A 2522-nucleotide genomic window follows, 5' to 3' on the forward strand; every position below is an offset into this window, starting at 1 on the left:
CCTGTTGCGCACGGTGCCGCATGTGCCGGTGCTGCGCGGCGAGGTCCTGCCCGAGCGCGTTCCGGCCGAGGGGCTGCTGATCCTGCGCGACGGCGAGCCGGGGGAGCCCGAGGTCACGCTGTCGCCGCTGGCCTACCACTACCAGCACCGCGCCGAGATCGAGGCGGTCGTGCAGGGCTCCGACCGTGACACCACCTTCGACACGCTGACCGCCAGCATCGGCGCGGCGATTGCCGCCGGCCGCACGTTGGGCGGGCACTGCGACTGGATCGAGGCGGAGGCGCCACGCCCCATCGATCTGCCGGTCGAAGGCGCGGCGAGCCTGAAGGCCGCCGTGATCCCGGTTGTCCTGCATTACACCACCGCCGACCCGCTCGGCGGCTGATCTTCACAAGCCCCAAGGAGACGACAATGGCACGAGCCCAGGGGGCGCGGGCGCGGATGGCGCTTGCGTTCGAGACGACCTATGGCACCCCGCCCGCCAGCGGCTATACGCGGATGCCCTTTGCCAGCGCGACGCTGGGGGCCGAGCAGCCGCTGCTGAACTCCGAACTTCTGGGTTATGGCCGCGATCCGCTGCCACCGATCAAGGATGCGGTGACTTCGGATGGCGATGTGGTCGTGCCGATCGATGCGCAGGCCTTCGGGTTCTGGCTCAAGGCCGCGTTCGGTGCGCCGACCACAACCGGATCGGATGCGCCCTACACGCATGAGTTCCAGTCCGGTGCCTGGACGCTGCCCAGCATATCGATCGAGACCGGCATGCCCGAGGTGCCGCGCTATGCGATGTACTCGGGCTGCGTGCTGGATCAGCTCAGTTGGCAGATGCAGCGCTCGGGCCTGCTGACCGCGACGGCGCGGCTGGTCGCGCAGGGCGAGGCAGTCGGCACGACCACCAGCACGGGCACACCCACCGAGCTGGTGCTGAAACGCTTCGGCCACTTCAACGGGGCGATCAAGCGCAATGGCGTCGATCTGGGCAATGTCGTCTCGGCCGAGATCACCTATGCCAACAATCTCGACCGGATCGAGACCATCCGCGCCGATGGGCGCATTGATGGCGCGGACCCGTCCATCGCCGCGCTCACCGGTCGGATCGAGGTGCGCTTCGCCGACCAGACGCTGGTCACGCAGGCCATCGATGGCGACCCCTGCGAAATGGAGTTCGCCTACAGCCTGCCGTCCGGCGAGAGCTTCACCTTCACCGTGCACGCCGTCTACCTGCCGCGCCCGCGTATCGAGATCAGTGGCCCGCAGGGCGTGCAGGCCACCTTCGACTGGCAGGCGGCGCGGGATGCGACCGAGGGGCGGATGTGCACGGCAACGCTGGTGAATGCAGTGGAGGAATATTGATGCTCACGCTCGACCTGACGAACGCGCCCCGCTGGCATGACCTCGCCCCCGGCGTCCGGGTGCAGCTGCGCCCCCTGACCACGGCGCTGATGGTGGCGACGCGCGCAGACCCGGAGGTCGAGGCGGTGCCCGAGGCGGCCTCCGACGAGGAGCGCGCCATGGCCTTCGCGAAAGCGCTCGCACGCCGGGCGGTGCTGGCCTGGGAGGGGATCGGCGACGCCGACGGCACATCCATCGATCCGAGCCCCGAGGCAATCGACGCCCTTCTCGACATCTGGCCGATCTTCGAGGCGTTCCAGCTGACCTATGTCTCGAAGGGGCTGCTGCTGGAGCAGGAAAAAAACGCCTACGCGCCCTCGCCGAATGGGAGTACGGCGGGGGCGCACGATACTGCCAAGCCTGCGAGCCCTGCGAGGGCCACACGCAAGCCTGCCCGGACTGCCCCGCGCGGCTGAACCGGCCCCTCACGCAGGAAGGTTGGCAGGTTTGGGACCTGGCGCAGCGCCTTGGCGGCCAGCTGCGCGCTGTCCCCGGCGCCGTGATCGGCTGGGACATGGGCGCGGCGCTGGCGCTGGCCGAGGCGCTGGGCGTGCCGGCGGTCGTCGCCGCTGAACTCCTGCCGCCCATCGAGGCGGTGATGGTCAGCAAGATCAACGAGCAGATGGACAGCGCACATGGCGGAGAAACGGGTTAGCGTCCGCCTCGCGGCGACGGGCGGGCGTCAGGTGCGCTCCGAGCTCGAAGGCGTCGGCGAGGCTGGCAAGCGCGGCTTCGGGCGTCTGAGCGCGGAGATGGAGGCGGCGAACCGGCGGCTCGCGGGGTTCGCGCGGCGCGTGCGGGTCGCAGCAGCCGCGGCCGTCGCCGCCGCGACCGCTGCGGGCGTGGCCATGGTCCGCTCGGGGCTCCAGACCGTCGATGCGCAGGCCAAGCTCGCCGCCTCGCTCGACACCACGGTCGCCAGCATCCAGGTGCTCGTGCGCGCGGGCGAGATGGCCGGCGTGTCGATGGGACAGGTGGAACAGGCCACGGTGCAGCTCACGCGGCGTTTGAGCCAGGCGGCGTCGGGCACCGGCCCGGCCGTCGAGGCGCTGCGCCGGCTGCGGCTCTCGGCCGAGGATCTGCAGGCGCTGCCGCTCGATGCGCGCATCGCCACCATCCAGGAGGCGCTG

4 protein-coding genes and 1 pseudogene are annotated in these 2522 nt (G+C 70.5%); all 5 read left to right on the forward strand.

All coding sequences use genetic code 11. The features are described 5' to 3' along the window. Position 1: 1 nt before the first annotated feature. The gene (locus DQ229_RS08670) at positions 2-385 is read left to right on the forward strand and encodes an acyl-CoA transferase (RefSeq protein WP_202909543.1); all 384 of its coding nucleotides are present in this window, start codon (positions 2-4) and stop codon (positions 383-385) included. A 26-nt stretch (positions 386-411) separates the two neighbouring features. Next, positions 412-1353, forward strand: coding sequence for a phage tail tube protein (locus DQ229_RS08675; protein ID WP_114965886.1), 942 nt, complete (start codon positions 412-414; stop codon positions 1351-1353). Beyond that, complete coding sequence (locus DQ229_RS08680) at positions 1353-1808, forward strand: hypothetical protein (RefSeq protein WP_114965887.1); 456 nt, start codon at positions 1353-1355, stop codon at positions 1806-1808. The genes DQ229_RS08675 and DQ229_RS08680 overlap by 1 nt, the downstream gene beginning before the upstream one ends. A gap of 83 nt (positions 1809-1891) precedes the next feature. Then, entirely contained in the window at positions 1892-2047 is a 156-nt protein-coding gene (locus DQ229_RS08685; protein WP_238381010.1) for a DUF7697 family protein, read from the forward strand. Continuing rightward, a pseudogene (locus DQ229_RS08690) lies at positions 2028-2522 on the forward strand (phage tail tape measure protein); the annotation flags it as partial. The gene DQ229_RS08685 and the pseudogene DQ229_RS08690, both read left to right, overlap by 20 nt.

This window comes from Alkalilacustris brevis (assembly GCF_003350345.1).
Classification (GTDB): Bacteria; Pseudomonadota; Alphaproteobacteria; order Rhodobacterales; family Rhodobacteraceae; genus Alkalilacustris; species Alkalilacustris brevis.